At 65.7% G+C, this 16082-nt stretch carries 14 protein-coding genes; 5 read left to right on the forward strand and 9 right to left on the reverse strand.

The genetic code is table 11. The annotated features are described in order from the left end of the window. Positions 1-135: 135 nt before the first annotated feature. The 3 genes from IVA81_RS15900 to IVA81_RS15910 all read left to right on the forward strand — a co-directional run bounded on the left by IVA81_RS15900 (position 136) and on the right by IVA81_RS15910 (position 3984). Positions 136-810 (forward strand): dienelactone hydrolase family protein, encoded by a 675-nt coding sequence (locus tag IVA81_RS15900; protein ID WP_247319700.1) that lies wholly within the window; start codon positions 136-138, stop codon positions 808-810. Between the two features lie 459 nt (positions 811-1269). After that, on the forward strand, positions 1270-3435 hold the full coding sequence (locus tag IVA81_RS15905; protein WP_247319702.1) for an anthranilate synthase component I: 2166 nt from the start codon (positions 1270-1272) through the stop codon (positions 3433-3435). A gap of 9 nt (positions 3436-3444) precedes the next feature. Continuing rightward, entirely contained in the window at positions 3445-3984 is a 540-nt protein-coding gene (locus IVA81_RS15910) for an adenine phosphoribosyltransferase (protein ID WP_247319704.1), read from the forward strand. Between the two features lie 12 nt (positions 3985-3996). Here IVA81_RS15910 and IVA81_RS15915 read toward each other — a convergent pair whose 3' ends face one another. The 9 genes from IVA81_RS15915 to IVA81_RS15955 form a co-directional block, all read right to left on the reverse strand. Continuing rightward, positions 3997-4329, reverse strand: coding sequence for a GIY-YIG nuclease family protein (locus IVA81_RS15915; protein ID WP_247319706.1), 333 nt, complete (start codon positions 4327-4329; stop codon positions 3997-3999). 83 nt (positions 4330-4412) lie between these two features. Beyond that, entirely contained in the window at positions 4413-5081 is a 669-nt protein-coding gene (locus tag IVA81_RS15920) for a hypothetical protein (RefSeq protein ID WP_247319707.1), read from the reverse strand. A gap of 62 nt (positions 5082-5143) precedes the next feature. Continuing rightward, on the reverse strand, positions 5144-5896 hold the full coding sequence (locus IVA81_RS15925) for a hypothetical protein (RefSeq protein WP_247319708.1): 753 nt from the start codon (positions 5894-5896) through the stop codon (positions 5144-5146). A gap of 207 nt (positions 5897-6103) precedes the next feature. After that, positions 6104-7339, reverse strand: a complete 1236-nt coding sequence (locus tag IVA81_RS15930) for a M48 family metalloprotease (RefSeq protein ID WP_247319709.1) — start codon at positions 7337-7339, stop codon at positions 6104-6106. Positions 7340-7371: 32 nt separating this feature from the next. Beyond that, positions 7372-7932 carry a LemA family protein gene (locus IVA81_RS15935; protein WP_247319710.1) on the reverse strand — a complete coding sequence of 187 codons (561 nt, stop codon included), beginning with the start codon at positions 7930-7932 and terminating at the stop codon, positions 7372-7374. A gap of 138 nt (positions 7933-8070) precedes the next feature. After that, positions 8071-9048: a small ribosomal subunit Rsm22 family protein gene (locus IVA81_RS15940; protein ID WP_247319711.1), complete on the reverse strand. Its 978-nt coding sequence runs from the start codon at positions 9046-9048 to the stop codon at positions 8071-8073. A 112-nt stretch (positions 9049-9160) separates the two neighbouring features. Further along, positions 9161-12625 (reverse strand): chromosome segregation protein SMC, encoded by a 3465-nt coding sequence (gene smc, locus IVA81_RS15945; RefSeq protein WP_247319714.1) that lies wholly within the window; start codon positions 12623-12625, stop codon positions 9161-9163. A gap of 217 nt (positions 12626-12842) precedes the next feature. Then, the gene (locus tag IVA81_RS15950; protein ID WP_247319716.1) at positions 12843-13499 is read right to left on the reverse strand and encodes a DsbA family protein; all 657 of its coding nucleotides are present in this window, start codon (positions 13497-13499) and stop codon (positions 12843-12845) included. 127 nt (positions 13500-13626) lie between these two features. After that, the gene (locus IVA81_RS15955; RefSeq protein WP_247319718.1) at positions 13627-14118 is read right to left on the reverse strand and encodes a DciA family protein; all 492 of its coding nucleotides are present in this window, start codon (positions 14116-14118) and stop codon (positions 13627-13629) included. 162 nt (positions 14119-14280) lie between these two features. Here IVA81_RS15955 and mutY point away from each other — a divergent pair, with 162 nt between their 5' ends. Beyond that, positions 14281-15420 carry an A/G-specific adenine glycosylase gene (gene mutY, locus IVA81_RS15960; RefSeq protein ID WP_247319720.1) on the forward strand — a complete coding sequence of 380 codons (1140 nt, stop codon included), beginning with the start codon at positions 14281-14283 and terminating at the stop codon, positions 15418-15420. Positions 15421-15472: 52 nt separating this feature from the next. Next, a complete protein-coding gene (locus tag IVA81_RS15965; protein ID WP_247319721.1) occupies positions 15473-15895 on the forward strand; it encodes a PaaI family thioesterase in 423 nt (140 codons plus the stop codon). Positions 15896-16082 lie beyond the last annotated feature (187 nt).

Genomic DNA, 16082 nt, shown 5'->3' on the forward strand with positions numbered 1-16082 from the left:
GCACCACGCCGCGAAGGGCGGCGCGCTTCATTGCATCCGGGGCACGAGAGTGTGTTGTTTGGCGCGATTGCCTATCTGCCGCTCACCCGCCAAAATGCCGCCAACCGCTCCCCCCAAAACTCATCGGAGGACACCATGGGAACCGCCATCACCTTCAAGCGCCCGGACGGCAAGGACGCCTCGGGCTATCTCGCCAATGCCGCGCGCGGCAACGCGCCGGGCGTGGTCGTGATTCAGGAATGGTGGGGGCTGTCGGACCAGATCAAGGGCCTGTGCGACCGCTTTGCGCTGGCCGGTTTCGATGCGCTGGCGCCCGATCTCTACAAGGGCAAGGTGGTGCCGTATCACGACACGGATTCCGCCAACAAGGAAATGAACTCGCTCGACTTCATGGACGCCACCACGCAGACCGTGCGCGGCGCCACGCAATACCTCTCGCGCAACGGCGCCAAGGTCGGCCTGACGGGCTTCTGCCTCGGCGGCGCCGTCACCATCATCGGCGCGACCAAGATCCCGGAGCTTGCGGCCGGCGTCGTGTTCTACGGCATCCCACCCGAGCAGGCGGCCACGCCCGCCGACGTCAAGATCCCGCTCCAGGCCCATTTCGCCAACAAGGACGATTGGTGCACGCCGGAGCTGGTCAATGGCTTCGAAAAGGCCATGAAGGCCGCCGGCAAGTCGCTCGAGCTGTTCCGCTATGACGCCGAGCACGCCTTCGTCAACGAGCAGCGCCAGGCTGTGCACGACCGCGAAGCCGCCGAGCTCGCCTGGGGCAGGGCGACGGAGTTTTTCCGGAAGCATCTGGGGTAGGTCCGTGACGGACAAATCTGAAGCCGATGCGCGGTCGGAGCGTGAGGTCTTCAAGGTCCCGGAGGGCCATCGAGCAGCCGTTCTTGAGGGGCTCCGCGAGGCGGATCGAGGCGAGTTCGCTACCGATGCAGAGATGGCCGCGCTTTGGAAGCGGTGCGGCCTCTAGCCCGTAGCCCGGATGGAGCGTAGCGTAATCCGGGGACCTTCCCATCGTGGCACGAACCCCGGATTGCGCTGCGCTCCATCCGGGCTACCTCCTTGACGCCGCCCCCCGGCCATGGTGAGTATCCGCCCCATGAGCACCGCCGTCCGCCCAGCCCGTCTTTGGTGGCGCACCTCCTAACGAGGTGGCCGGTGCGATTTTCCTTTCCCAAATCGTCTGAGGTCGCCAACGCAGTGCGGCGGCCTGATCGTTTGTCCTGTGTGGCGTTCCTTCGGCAAGTTTCGTAAGAGGACGACATGAACAGGACAGTCTTTGCCCTCCCGGCCCGAAGCGACTATGTGACCCGCGCAGGACTCGCGATCACGCGCGTGGCCGAGCAGTTTACCGGCGGCGCCAACCGGCTCGACGATCTCATCAACCTGCTCGACCGCCGCCGCGGCGTGGTGCTGTCCTCGGGCACGACCGTGCCCGGCCGCTACGAGAGTTTTGACCTCGGCTTCTCCGATCCGCCGCTCAAGCTCGAGACCACTGGCGTCAATTTCAAGCTGGAAGCGTTGAACGCGCGCGGGCAGGTGCTGATCGCCTTCCTCACTGACGTCCTGCGCGAGCCCTGTGTGGTGATCTCCGAGAAGACCGCTTCGCGCCTGGCCGGCCACATCATCCGCGGCGACGCCCCGGTCGAGGAGGACCAGCGCACGCGCCGTGCCAGCGTGATGTCGCTGGTGCGCGATCTCGTCGCCGCTTTCTCCGCCAATGATGATGGGCTGCTCGGCCTTTTCGGCGCTTTCGCCTACGACCTCGTGTTCCAGATCGAGGACCTCGTGCAGAAGCGCGCACGCGAGAGCGACCAGCGCGACATCGTGCTGTACGTGCCCGATCGCCTTCTTGCCTATGACCGCGCCACCGGCCGCGGCGTCGTGCTGAGCTACGACTTCGCCTGGAAGGGCAAGTCCACCGAGGGCCTGCCGCGCGAGACCGCCGAGAGCCCGTACCTGAAGACGCCGCGCCAGGGTTTTGCCGATCACGCGCCCGGCGAATATCAGGCCACGGTGGAGACCGCGCGCGCGGCCTTCGCCCGCGGCGATCTGTTCGAGGCGGTGCCCGGACAATTGTTCGCCGAGCCTTGCGATCGCTCGCCGGCCGAGGTCTTCCAGCGCCTCTGCGTCATCAATCCGTCGCCCTACGGCGCGCTGATGAATCTGGGCGAGGGAGAGTTTCTCGTCTCCGCCTCGCCGGAGATGTTCGTTCGCTCGGACGGACGCCGGGTCGAGACCTGCCCGATCTCGGGCACGATCGCGCGCGGCCTTGATGCGATCGGCGATGCCGAGCAGATCCGCCAGCTCCTGAATTCGGAGAAGGACGAGTTCGAGCTCAACATGTGCACCGACGTCGACCGCAACGACAAGGCGCGCGTCTGCGTTCCCGGCACCATCAAGGTGCTCGCGCGCCGGCAGATCGAGACCTACTCAAAGCTGTTTCACACCGTCGACCACGTCGAGGGCATGCTGCGCCCCGGCTTCGACGCGCTCGATGCCTTCCTCACCCACGCCTGGGCGGTCACTGTCACCGGTGCGCCGAAGCTGTGGGCGATGCAGTTCGTCGAGGATCACGAGCGCTCGCCGCGGCGCTGGTATGCCGGCGCGATCGGCGCGGTGAATTTCGACGGCAGCATCAACACCGGCCTCACCATCCGCACCATCCGCATGAAGGATGGCCTCGCCGAAGTGCGCGTCGGTGCGACTTGCCTGTTTGACTCGGATCCCGCCGCCGAAGACCGCGAATGCCAGGTCAAGGCCGCAGCCCTGTTCCAGGCGCTGCGCGGCGATCCGCCGAAGCCGCTGTCGACCTTCGCGCCGGATGCGACCGGTTCGGGCAAGCAAGTGCTGCTGATCGATCACGACGACAGTTTCGTGCACATGCTCGCCGATTATTTCCGCCAGGTCGGCGCCGACGTCACCGTGGTCCGGCATGTGCATGCGCTCGACATGCTCAAGCGGAAGAGGTGGGATTTGCTGGTGCTGTCGCCGGGTCCTGGACGCCCCGAGGATTTCGCGATCAAGAAGACCATCGATGCGGCGTTGGAGAAGAAGCTGCCGGTGTTCGGCGTCTGCCTCGGCGTGCAGGCCATCGGTGAATATTTCGGCGGCGAGCTTGGGCAGCTCACGCATCCCGCCCACGGCCGGCCCTCGCGGGTGCAGGTGCGCGGCGGGCGGCTGATGCGCAATCTGCCGAACGAGATCGTCATCGGCCGTTATCACTCGCTCTTTGTCGAGCGCGACAGCATGCCTGAAGTTCTGAGCGTGACCGCCAGCACCGAGGACGGCGTCGCCATGGCGCTGGAGCACAAGACCCTGCCGATCGCCGGCGTACAATTCCACCCGGAATCGCTGATGTCGCTCGGCAATGAGGTGGGACTACGTATTGTCGAGAATGCGTTCCGGCTGGATGCGCGCGTTGATTGAGAGGCACCAATGACCTTCGACCATGATATCAAGGCGAGCGTCCGCACCATTCCCGACTATCCCAAGCCGGGGATCATGTTCCGCGACATCACGACCTTGCTCGCGGATGCGCGCGCATTCCGCCGTGCGGTCGACGAACTCGTCCATCCCTGGGCCGGCAACAAGATCGACAAGGTCGCCGGCATGGAGGCGCGGGGCTTCATCATCGGCGGCGCGGTCGCGCACCAGCTCTCGGCCGGCTTCGTGCCGATCCGCAAGAAGGGCAAGCTGCCGCACACCACCGTGCGCATCGCTTATTCTCTCGAATACGGCATCGATGAGATGGAGATGCATGTCGACGCGATCCAGCCCGGCGAGCGCGTCATCCTGGTCGACGATCTCATCGCCACCGGCGGCACCGCCGAAGGCGCGGTGAAGCTGCTGCGCCAGATCGGCGCCAACGTCGTCGCCGCCTGCTTCATCATCGACCTCCCCGAGCTCGGCGGCGCCGCCAAGCTGCGCGCCATGGACGTGCCGGTGCGCACGCTGATGACGTTCGAGGGGCACTGACCGCCGCTGCGGTCAGATCATCTCGGCCTTCAACTCCGCCCGCCAATGCAGCACGCGCTCCTTCAGGAGCGCGTTCCTGACATAGGCGCTCTCCTCGTCGTCCAGGCGTTCGCATTCGCCAAACGTCAGCCCCGCCTCGCCATGCGTGTTCCAAGCGGCCTGGAGGCTGCGGCACGTGTGGCTGCCGTGGCGTAGCGAGAACCAAATGCGGTTCTGGATCGTCTCCAGATTCGGCGCCTGGCCGACCCAGGCCTCGCCCGAGACCGCGCAGCGCACGACGAAGATGCCCGCGACGGTCTTTCGCTCCTTATAAGCGGCGATCGCTGCTTTCCGGTCGATGCTCACGGTGACGGGGCCTTGTTGAGGACGTTTGCACCATCCCAGTAGCGGTGGCCTCGCCTTCTGTCAATATTACCCGGGTAAAATATTCAAGACCGCTGCAGGATCAGGCTGAGTTCGAGCTCGCGGAAGGCGAGGTAATTGCGCCGGGTCCATTGGTGCAGCTCGGTCGAGGCGTCCTTCTCCTGGCGGAGGTAGCCGGTGAAGGAGAAGTTCAGCCGGTCGATATAGGTCTTGAGGAAGCCCGGCAGCGCGGGCAGGCGGAACAGCCGGCCGCCGGCCATCGCGGCCGGAAGCTCGCCGCGTATGACATGTTCGTTGTCTACCGTGATCAGGTTCATGCGCGGGATCCGCCCGCGCAGCATCTCGTGGGCGCGAATAGAGACGCGGTCGGTGTCGGCGACGAACAGGATCTGAGGCGCGACATGGCGGCGCGCTGCCTCCTTCAACAGGCCGATCTCGTCGGTCATCTTGAAGAACTCGTCGAAGGCGTGGAAGCCGAGGTCGATCACCTTGGCAAGGCCGTCGTCGACGATGACGCGATCCATCAGCTGCATCTTGCCGTAGGTGTCGATCACGTCGGCGGTCTCGGTGATCCCGGGCAGATAGTCGAGCAGCGACGGCTCCTTCAGATTGACGTCGAAGGCCGCGACATTGCCGTTCTTGAGCAGCAGGAATTCGGCAAGCAGCCGCGCCAGCAGGGTCTTGCCGACCTGCGGGCGGGGCGAACAGATGATGTAGACGGGCGTCACGGGCATCACGAACTATTATCTGAGCGAACACACCGCCCAATCCAGCCGTATCCGCCCGGGGTCCGCAACTATTTTTCGCTGGTGCGGGTCGCGGGTTTCGAACCGACGATGTCGGTCAGGCGGATGCGGTCGAACTCGCTCCAGACATTGGCCAGCCAGTGCCGGACATAGCCGCGCAGCACGAAGGAATAGTTCGCGGCATCGTCGTTGATGCCCTTGTTGGCGACGAATTTCAGGAACGGAACGGAGGAGACCTCTACCTGCTCATAGGCCATTTCGTTGAGCTTGGGGATGGTCAGCTCGGTCGCATCCTTGATGCGGTGGAAGTAGGAATTATAGGTCGCCTGGTCCCACTGGAAGAACTGGGTGTCGTTGATGAAGTTCTTCACCAGGAAATATTTCGCGCCCGTCATGAAGCCCGCGGTCTCCGCGATCTCCTCCAGCGAGGCGATCGAGGGTCCCAGGATGTGGAACACGGCGAACGTGATCTGGCCGGCCTTGGCGGCGTCCAGAAAGCCGATGTCGCGGAGCGAGGCCAGTGCAGGCGAGAGCAGGCCGGCGCGGACGTCGATGACGGTGACTGAAGGGCTGACAGCGTTGAGCGTGTCAAAAATCTTCATCTGATCCGACGTCGTCGTCATGTCGACGATCTGGGTAATGTCAGGGTGGAAGCGCTTCAGGGTTCCGCGCGGCGACTCCGTGTCGAAGGCGCGCGTCGGCACGTTGTTGGCTGAGAAATAATCGAGCAGGGTGCGCGATACCGTGGTCTTGCCGACCCCGCCCTTGTCCGCGCCCACCACAACCACTGCCGGCTTTGCCATTGCTGTCCCCTAACGCGCGCCCCCGATCGCGAGGTCGCAATCGGCCGGGCCCCAAATCGATGTCCGAAGGATGTCCCAAGTCTGCTGTTGGGCGCGAACATGGCAGAAACAAGGGAGAATTCAATTCCGCAGGCCCCGGTTACGGCAATTCCCGAGGTTTTTCCCAATCGCGATCAAACCTGCCGCGCGTGGCGTCGAATGACGTACTCAATGGCGGCCCCAAGGTCCCATGGGATTGCCGATGGGATTGCCTATCGGGTTGCTGCTTGCGGTTCCGGCGGGGCTGGGTGCTGTCACCGGAGGCGGGTTGGTCGAGCCGCCTGCATCGTTCCAGGGCCCCTGCCGCAACGGCGGCGGCGCATCCTGCTGGTCGGCTTGCGCTTCTGGTTCTTCCCCCTCATAGCCGGGCGGCGGCAACGGACCGGAATCATGGCCGCCGGCGAACTTGACTAGCGCGTCGACCCGGGACTGCACCGAGGGATGGGTGGCGAACAGATCGGCAAAGCCCTCGCGGGGATTGTCGACGCAGAGCTCCATGACGGCCGAGGTCGCACCGGGCAGCTCGCCGCGATTCTCGATCTTGCGCAACGCCGAGATCATCGCATCGGGATCTTTCGTCAGCTCCACGGAGCCTGCGTCGGCCAGATATTCGCGCGAGCGCGACAGCGCGAGCTTGACGACCTGGGACAGCAGCCAGGCCACCACGATCAGCACGATCGCGATGATGATCACGATCACCGCGCCGCCGCCGGAACTCTTGCTGTCGCTCGACGAGGAGGACGACCGCGACGAGGAGGAGGAGCCCGACGACCATGAGCCGCCGGAGCCGGAGCTCCAATTGAAATTCGTGAACAGGCGGAAGAACATTTCGCCGAAGAAGCCGACCACGCCGGCGATGATGACAGCGACTACCATCAGCTGCACGTCGCCGTTCTTGATATGGGTCAGCTCGTGGCCCAGCACGGCCTCGATCTCCTTGTCATCAAGCGCATCGAGGAGACCCGTGGTCACGGTGATGGAATATTGCCGCGGATTGAGGCCGGTTGCGAACGCGTTCAGCGCCGGGCTCTCCATGATCTTCAGCTTCGGCATGGTGATGCCGCGCGAGATGCAGAGGTTTTCGAGCAGATTGTAGAGCCGCGGCTCCTCTTGCCGGGTGACGTCGTGGCCGCCGGTGACCGCGTCGATCATCGACTGGTGGAAAAAATAGGCGATCACGATCCAGACCGCCGCCACGACCGTCGCAACGGGGGCTGCGACCTTCAGATCCTGGAAGGCGTGGCTCAGGTAGAAGGCGACAGTCCGGTTGCTGTCGATGAGAACTTCGGCGACCAGCGCGCCGGCATAGACCAGCACGTAGACCAGCATGAACAGGCCGGCGAGCAATAGCATCGAACGAAACTTGTTCGAGGCGATATGCGTGTAGAGACCATACGCGGCCATGACGCGCTGCCCTGCCGGCCTATCGGCTCAACTCAGAACTTCACCTGCGGCGTCGCCTCGACCTCGGTGCGGCTGGCGCCGAGATCGAAGAAGTCCTTCCTGGTGAAGCCGAACATGCCGGCGAACAGGGCCGCAGGCAGCTGCTGGATGCCGGTGTTGTATTCCTGGACCGCGTTGTTGAAGAAGCGGCGGCTCGCCGCGATCTTGTTCTCGAGGTCGGAGAGCTCGGATGCGAGCTGCTGGAAGTTGGCATTAGCCTTGAGGTCCGGATAGGCCTCCGACAGCGCGATCAGCCGGCCGAGCGCACCCGAGAGCTGGTTCTCGGCCGCGGACACCTGCGCCGGACCCTGCGCCGACATCGCCGAGTTGCGCGCCTTGATGACGTCGTCGAGCGTGCCACGCTCATGCGAGGCATAGCCCTTCACCGTCTCGACCAGGTTCGGGATCAGATCGTGGCGCTGCTTGAGCTGCACGTCGATATCGGCAAAGGCCTGGCCGACACGCTGGCTCAGCGCCACCAGGCGGTTGTAGGCGCTGAACGCCAGGAATGCGAGGACGACGATGACGCCGAGAACGATCCAGCCGGTCGACATGGAGAACTCCTGAAGGGGGAAGAAGGCGGGCGCTAGGGTAGACCAAATTGGCGCGAAGCGAGAGCCCGGCGCAGAGGGAAGGTAAGACTTGGTCGAATGGGAAGCCGCTCGAGTTCAAGGCAAGAACGGCCAGCGAAATTAACTTTCGGACATGATCGCATCGCCCCAGCGCCAGCGCCGGGCGTCGGCATAGGCCGCCCTGTCGCGTCGCGGGACTTTCGTCAGCGCGATCCCAGCCCCGGTGCAGAGTTTTGCCGTGATCTCGGCCTTGCCGACATCCGGCGGCGCCAGCACGCGCGCGGCGCGGCTCTCTGGCGCCGTGCGGGTCAGGGCGACGTAGATGAAACGCTCGTCCTCGAACGGCACCTCGGCACCCTTGATCTGGCGGTGCGCCTGCGAGCGCGGCAGGCGCTGGGAGAAATGGCACCAGTCGGGCGCGATGAGCGGGCAGGGCCTTTCGTGCGGGCAGGGCGCAGCGACATAGGCACCTTGTGCGATCAGTTGCTGGCGCAGCGCGAGGATGCGCCTATAGCCGGCGGGCGTGCCGGGCTCGATCACGAGCAGCGCGTGGCGCGCTTTGGCCCACATCGCCTCGGTGAGCTTGCGTTGGTCAGCCTCACTGAGCTCGCCGATGATGTAGCTCGCAATGACGAGGTCGGCTTGCGAGGCCTCGGCCAGGTTGCCGCCGGCATCGCCCGGCAGATAGCGGCACTCCGCCAGACGCGTGCTGTCGCGTGCCAATTCGAGCGCGAGCCGGCTTAGCGTGGCGTTGGCGTCGAGCAGCGTGAAATCCTGCAGCGACGGAAAGGCTTCCGCGGCCGCCCAGCTCGCGGTGCCCGGGCCTGCGCCAACGTCGAGCAAGGTTTCCGGGGTTAGATCAGGCGCGATCTCGGTGAGCGCATTGAGGCTGGCCGCCACCGCCGCATAGGTCGCCGGCATGCGCGCGAGCGCATAAGCGAGCGCATCGGCTTCCGACTTGATCATGCCGGAGCCGCCACCGGCGCGATAGGCGGTCGAGATCTTCTGCGACCGCTGTGCGGCGTCGGTGCGCGAAAAGCCCTGGAGCTTGCCGTCGAGGGCTGCTTTGAGTTCGGCGGGGAGGGTGGGGGAGATCATGTTTGCCCACCGTCATTCCGGGGCGCGACGAAGTCGCGAACCCGGAATCTAGAAGTTATCGCGCGAGATTCCGGGTTCTCGCTTCGCGAGCCCCGGAATGACGCCAGAGATATCACGCCACGTTCTGGTCGAGGATGTCCACGGCCTCTGACAGGCTCACCGACACCAGTTGCGACACGCCGCGCTCGGCCATGGTCACGCCGAACAGGCGGTTCATCCGCGCCATCGTGATCGGGTTGTGCGTGATGATGATGAAGCGCGTGTCGGTCGAGCCCGTCATCTCGTGCAGCAGGTTGCAGTAGCGTTCGACGTTGTGGTCGTCGAGCGGCGCGTCGACTTCGTCCAGCACGCAGATCGGCGAAGGGTTGGTCAAGAACACGGCGAAGATCAGCGCCATCGCAGTCAACGCCTGCTCGCCGCCGGAGAGCAGCGACAGCGTCTGCGGCTTCTTGCCCGGCGGTTTTGCGATGATTTCGAGGCCGGCTTCCAGCGGGTCGTCGCTCTCGATCAGGTGCAGTGCGGCTTCGCCGCCGCCGAACAGCTCGACGAACAGGCGCTTGAAGTGGCTGTTGACCACCTCGAACGAGGTCAGGAGCCGCTCGCGCGCTTCCTTGTTGAGGCTCTGGATGCCCTGGCGCAGCCGCTTGATGGCTTCGACGAGGTCGTCGCGCTCGGTGACGAGGCCGGTGTGCTGGGTCTCGACCTCGCGCAGCTCTTCCTCGGCGCGCAAATTGACTGCGCCGAGGCGCTCGCGGTCGCGGCGCATCTTTTCGAGGTCTTCCTCGATGTCGTGCAGCGCCGGTAGCTCCGCACCGGGCTCGATCTCGGCAAGGCCGGCGACGGCCTGCGGCTCGACTTCCAGCATGTCGCGGATCTCGCGCTCGATGTCTTCGAGCCGGCGCCGCGCGCCTTCCATGCGCTCCTCGGCGCGGGCGGTTGCCTCGCGCGAGCTGGAGAGCGCTTCGAGGGTCAGCTTTGCGACGCGATCGGTCTCAGCCATCGCGGTTTCCGCGGTGGCGAGTGCGTCGGCGGCCATGCGGCGGTCGTTCTCGGCATATTCGATCTCGGTGATCAGCGCGCTGCGCTTCTCGGCGAAGACGGCCGGCGCGTTTTCGAGCTCGCTGCGCTCGATCGTGAGTTCGGCGATACGGGCCTGGATGGTGTCGATGTGAGAGGCCGCGCTCTCCTTGCGGTTCTGCCACTCGGTGCGCTCGGCGAGGATCGCCTGCACGCGGCGGTCGGCGAGCTCGGCTTCGCGGGCCAGGGCCTGGGCCTCGGCGCGGACCTGGGCGGCCATGCGGCGATGGCCTTCAATGTCGCTGCGGACGGCGGCGAGACGGGTCTCGGTGTCCTCGCTCGACGGCAGCTCGGAGATGCCGGCTTCGGCATATTCATAGGCAGCTTCGGCCTCGGCGCGGTCGGCGGCGAGACGGCTGTGGGCTTCCGACAACGTCGCCTTGCGCGCGGCGTGGCGGCTGATCTCGCGCTCGGCGGTGGCATGGCGCTCGCGCGCGACGTTGAGCTCGCGCTGCGCGGCGCGCCAGGCTTCGCGGCTGGCGCCTTCGGTGCTGGCGGCCATCTGCAGCTCGGATTCGGCGTTCTCCAGCGCCTGGCGCTTGATCTGCGCGTCGATGCGGGCCTGCTCCAGCTCGTTCTCGATGTCGACGAGGCGGGCGCGCTCGGCAAGGCGCCGCGCGGCACCGGTCGGAGCATGAGCCGCCGCGACAAAGCCGTCCCAGCGCCAGACGTCGCCCTCGGGCGAGACCAGCCGCTGGCCGGTCTTGAGCTGCGAGACCAGCTCGGCGCCGCGCTCGCGCGGCACCACGCCGATCTGGGCCAGGCGGCGCGCCAGTTCGGCCGGCGCCTGCACGTGGTTCGCGAGCGGCACGACGCCCTCGGGCAGCTCGGGATCGCCATCGGTGACGCCCGCATTGGTCCAGCGCATCGGCGCCGACGGATCGACCGGCGCGTCGAGATCGTCGCCGAGCGCGGCGCCGATGGCTTTTTCAAAGCCCTTGTCGACGGTGATGCCGTCGATGATCGGCGGCCACAGATTCTTGGTCTCGCCGTTGAGGATCTTGGAGATCGTGCGCGCCTCGGTTTCGAGCCGTTGTGCGCGCTTGTCGGCCTCGACCAGCGGCGAGCGCGAGGATTCCAGCGTCTGGCGGGCGGCGACGTGCGCGGCTTCGCTCGCCTGCGCCGCGGCTTCGGAAGCTGCCAGCGTCTGCTCCGCGGTCTCGACCGTCGCCGTCAGCTCGTCGAGATCGCCGAAACCGCCGGTTTCGGCGGCGAGCTTCTGCTCTTCCGCGGCGACGTTCGCGATCTCCTGGTCGAGCCGGGCGAGCTTGTCGCGGTGGGTGCGGACGTTGGCTTCGAGTTGATTGCGCTTGGCGGTGAGGTCGGCGAGCGCGGTGGTGAGCTCGGCGAATTGCTGCTCGGTTTCGGTCAGCACCGCCTCGGCTTCGCCGACGCGCTCGTCGACGCCGGAGCGCTTCTCGACGCGCGACTTGATCTCTTCCTTCAGCTCGGAATCTTCGGTGTCGAGCCGCTGCAGCGCGACGTCGGCGTCCATAGTTTGTTGCTGAGCACGGGAAATGTCGCCTTCGAACTGGGCGAGGCGACGCTCGAGCTCGGCGACGCGTTCCTTGGCGCGCTCTTCCTCGCGGTCGAGCAGCTCGCGGGCATTGGTCAGGCGCTGCAAGCCTGCAGCGGCGCGTGCTTCGGCATCGCGTAGCGCCGGCATTTCGGCAGCGCGGATCGCCTGGATGCGGGCAGCTTCAGCCTGGTGCTGGGTGCGCTCGGCCATCTCTCGCACGGCGAGATCGTGGGTCTGGCCGGATTCGTTGACGTCGGCATGGGCGCCGATCCAGCGCAGGTGGAACAGGGTTGCTTCGGCCTTGCGCACCTTGGCGGCGACCTCGCGATAGCGCACGGCCTGGCGGGCCTGCTTCTTCAGGCCTTCCATCTGCCCTGCGAGCTGGCCGATCACGTCCTCGACGCGGGTGAGGTTGGTTTCGGCCGCCTTCAGCCGCAGCTCGGCTTCATGGCGGCGGGCGTGCAGGCCGGCAACGCCGGCGGCGTCTTCCAGCACGCGGCGGCGCTGCTCGGGCTTGGCCTGGATGATCTCGCCGATCTTGCCCTGGTGGACGAGAGCGGGCGAACGCGCGCCGGTGGCAGCGTCAGCGAACAGGATCTGCACGTCGCGGGCGCGCACGTCGCGGCCGTTGATGCGATAGACCGAGCCTGCCTCGCGCTCGATGCGGCGGGAGATTTCGAGCAGCTGGCTGTCGTTCATCGCCGCCGGCGCGGTGCGATCGGAATTGTCGATCGTCATCGTCACTTCGGCGTGGTTGCGCGCCGGACGGTTGCCGGAGCCGGCAAAGATCACCGCGTCCATGTCGGCGGCACGCAGCGACTTGTACGAGGTTTCGCCCATCGCCCAGCGCAGCGCTTCGACGAGATTCGACTTGCCGCAACCGTTGGGTCCGACCACGCCGGTCAGGCCGGGCTCGATGACGAAGTCCGTGGCCTCAACGAAGGACTTGAAGCCGTGAAGGCGCAGGCGGGTGATTTTCATAAGCACGCATCTCTGTTGGCAGGCGCGAATCCCCCTGCCGGGACAATACCATGGAAGGCAATGTCGCTCTCTGGGTGAGTCGCGCGAGGCGCCTCATGCGGCTGGACAATGGCCGCGGTGTGCCGCGAGGGCAACCGGCCAAAGCCGCTTTTCCCAAGGGATTTATGCCGGGAAAGATACGGCTTTCGAGATGCGAATCAGAATCTTGACGAGCGAATCAGCTCTTCAGCAGCGGATTGATCTTCTTGGCGAAATCCTCGAACGAGGCTTCGCCCTTGATCTTCTCGCCGTTGATGAAGAAGGTCGGCGTCGAATCCACCTTCAGCACGTCGCTGGCATATTTCTGGTCGGCGGCGATCTTGTCGAGCAGCGCCTGGTCCTTCAGGCAGGCTTCGACCTGCTGCTGGGTGAGCCCGGCCTGCTTGCCGATCCGTGTCAGGGTCTCCGTGGTGTTCTTCATCACCCAGTCGTTCTGCTGGCGGAACAGCATGTCGGTGACCGCGAAGTATTTCGGCGCGTCGTCCTTGGCGATGCAGCGCGACAGCATCGACCCGGCGGCGGCTTTGATATCGAGCGGGAACTCGCGGAAGATGTAACGTACCTTGCCGGTGTCGATGTATTCCTTCTTGATCTTCGGGAACACCTGCTCGTTGAAGGCGGCGCAGTGCGGGCAGGTCATCGAGGCGTATTCGGTGATGGTGACGGCGGCATCGTTGGGGCCTAGCGCCATGTCGGGCAGTGACACGGGCTTGGCCACATCGCCAGCCGACTGCGCCATGGCTTCGGAGACGAACCGCAGCGGCGAGAACCCGGCGACCGCGGCAAGCCCGGTCAGCGACAGCATCGTGGTGAAGGCGCGGCGGGTGATGATCAAGGTCGGCTCCCGGATTGGCAAGGTCTTGCCCGGAGTTCCCGTCCGGGCGGCCTGTCGCTAGCTTGAAACGTCGATTGAGGCAATGGCGAGCGGCCAGGACAGGTCCAGATTAGCTAGGGAATGAGGCTCAATTTCGCTTGATGGCGGCCCCCAGCCGCGCCAGCGCCGTCTTCAGTTGTTCATCTTCGATGTCGCCCAGGCTCTCCGCCACCTTGGCCACCGATTGGGGATCGGGTGGGCCGGGTCGCACCGGCCGTCGGGCGCGCGACAGGGGGGCTTGGCGGAAAGCGAGCTTGCCGACCGCGCTCCAGCCGAAGAAGCGGTTGACCCGCTCCAGGATCACATCGGCGGAATGCTGGATCTCCAGGGCCATCGGCCCCTCGACCCGCAGCACCAACGTCGCCGGCTCCTGCGGCTGGCCCTCCACCGGCCGCGGCCATTGCATCTTCAGCGGCTCGGCATGAGCTGCGATCTCCGGCCCGGCAATCTGCGCCCACCGCGTCACCAGCTCGCGCGCCGCAAAGCCCTGCTTGGCATAGGCCTCGGCAAAGACGTCATTGAGCAGGATCCCGAGCGGCTTGGCGCTGATCGGACCGGGTTTGGGAGGGAATTTGGACATGGATCCTTATAGCACTTCGGGACGCAAGCCACAGAGTCCCGGGTTGTCATGGCCGGGCCTGTCCCGGCCATCCACGTTCTTCCGCGAAGAAAAGACGTGGATGCCCGCGACCAGCGCGGGCATGACGTGGAGAGATCGCCATGAGGCCGCTACAGTGGGCGCATGAGCCCCAAATCCGCACTGAAGGCTAAATCGGAACCCAGTCAGGCGGAGACCTCGTCGCGCCCGATCGCACTTCTGCAATGGTACGACCGCCACCGCCGCCGATTGCCCTGGCGCGCGGCGCCTGGAGAGGCATCGGATCCTTACCGCGTCTGGCTGTCTGAGATCATGCTGCAGCAGACCACGGTGAAGGCGGTCGGTCCCTATTTCGAAAAATTCATCGCGCGCTGGCCGGATGTCACGGCGCTCGGACGGGCCTCACAGGACGACGTGCTGCGAATGTGGGCCGGGCTCGGCTATTATTCGCGCGCGCGTAATCTGTACGCCTGCGCGGTTGCCGTGACGCGCGACCATGGCGGCACCTTTCCTGACACCGAGGAGGGCCTGCGTGCGCTACCGGGCATCGGGCCCTACACGGCGGCGGCGATCGCAGCGATCGCCTTCGATCGTCGCACCATGCCGGTCGACGGCAATATCGAGCGGGTGGTGTCGCGTCTGTTCGCGGTCGAGGAGGAGCTGCCGCAGGCGAAGCCGCGGATCCAGCAATTGGCCGCGACGCTGCTGGCGGCCTCCCGCGCCGGCGACGAGAAGTCTCGCGCCGGCGACAGCGCACAGGCGCTGATGGATTTGGGCGCTTCGATCTGCACGCCGAAGAAGCCGGCCTGCTCGCTGTGTCCGCTGAACGAGGATTGCATCGCGCGCGCGCAAGGCATGCAGGAGACCTTTCCGCGCAAGGCGCCGAAGAAGAGTGGCACGTTGCGTCGCGGTGCCGCCTTCGTCGTCACGCGCGGCGGCGAGCTGCTCGTCCGCAGCCGTCCCGAAAAGGGTCTGCTCGGCGGCATGACGGAAGTGCCGGGCTCGGACTGGCTCGCCGGCCAGGACGATGCGACTGCGAAGCAGCAGGCGCCGGAGCTGAAGGGGTTGTCACGCTGGCAGCGCAAGGTGGGCGTCGTCACCCACGTCTTCACGCATTTTCCGCTGGAGCTCGTGGTCTATACGGCGAAGGCGGAAGCGCGCACGCGTGCGCCCGAGGGCATGCGCTGGGTGCCGACCGCGACCCTTGCCGGTGAAGCGCTGCCCAACGTCATGCGCAAGGTCATTGCGCACGCGCTGGACCTTCCACCGAGGCGATCCTCCTGACAGCACGCTGGCAGCAGCGCTACGCTAGGGGATTGCGAAACGGAGGCTGCCAATGGTCAAGACCGCACTCGACAATTTTCCACGGCCGCCCTGCGCCGAACTGCTCGGCTGGCGTCTGCTCGATGCCCGTCCGGAGGAGGGCTGGATCAAGCTCGCCTTCGAGGGCAAGCCGGAGTTCTGCAATCCGGCCGGCTTCATCCAGGGCGGCATGCTCTCGGCCATGCTCGACGACACCATGGGCCCGGCGGTGCTGGTGATGAGCGAGGGCCGGCTCTACACCACCACCATCAGCATGACCGTGAATTTCCTCAGCCCCGCAAAGCCCGGTCCGATCGTCGGCGAGGCCAAGGTGACGCAACTCGGCAAGACCATTGCGTTCGTCGAGGGCAAGCTGATGGCCGAGGATGGCACGGTGCTGGCAACGGCAAGCGCGACCGAGCGATTGCTGGAAGCGGCGAGGGTGGTGGGCAAATAAGCCGGCTGCGTACTCCACTTCCCTTCTCCCCCTTGCGGGAGAAGGTGGCGCGAAGCGCCGGATGAGGGGTTCTATCCGCGCTCACACTTGCAAATGAACGCGCTGAGACAGACCCCCACCCAAGTGAGTCTGTGTCCACCGGCGTCGCTGCCCTCTCCCGCAAGGGGCGAGGGCACAGTCATGCGCT

The sequence above is a fragment of the Bradyrhizobium sp. 141 genome (assembly GCF_023074055.1).
In the GTDB taxonomy this organism is placed as follows: Bacteria; Pseudomonadota; Alphaproteobacteria; order Rhizobiales; family Xanthobacteraceae; genus Bradyrhizobium.